1 protein-coding gene is annotated in these 559 nt (G+C 62.8%); it reads left to right on the top strand.

The genetic code is table 11. From position 1 onward, the window contains the following. Positions 1–33: 33 nt before the first annotated feature. A partial coding sequence (gene lipB, locus CXQ97_RS21155) for a lipoyl(octanoyl) transferase LipB (RefSeq protein ID WP_104182386.1) occupies positions 34–559 on the top strand: 526 nt, incomplete at its 3' end.

The raw sequence follows: 559 nt of genomic DNA on the forward strand, positions 1-559 counted from the left end.
GGCCAGGTCGAGTACCGGACTGCCTGGCAGGCCATGCAGCACTTCACCAACACGCGCGATGCAGACAGTGGCGACGAAATCTGGCTGCTGCAGCACCCGCCCGTATTCACTCAGGGCCAGGCCGGCAAGGCCGAGCACCTGCTGTTCCCTGGCGAAATTCCGGTAGTGCAGGTGGATCGAGGCGGTCAGGTGACCTATCACGGGCCCGGCCAACTGGTTGGTTATCTGTTGCTCGATGTGCGCCGACTCGGTATCGGTGTGCGCGAGCTGGTGAATCGTATCGAGCAGAGCCTGATCGATCTGCTCGCCGGCTATGGCATCGAGGCGGCTGCCAAAGCGGATGCGCCGGGCGTTTACGTCAACGGTGCGAAGATCGCGTCTCTGGGCCTGCGCATTCGCAATGGCCGTTCCTTCCACGGCCTGGCGCTGAACGTGGACATGGATCTCGAACCTTTCCGGCGCATCAACCCCTGCGGTTATGCAGGGCTGCCCATGACCCAGCTGCGTGACCTGATCGGGCCGATCGACATCTCTGAAGTGGCCGATCGACTGCGTGATC

The organism is Arthrobacter sp. B0490, from assembly GCF_002929355.1.
GTDB lineage: Bacteria > Actinomycetota > Actinomycetes > Actinomycetales > Micrococcaceae > Arthrobacter_D.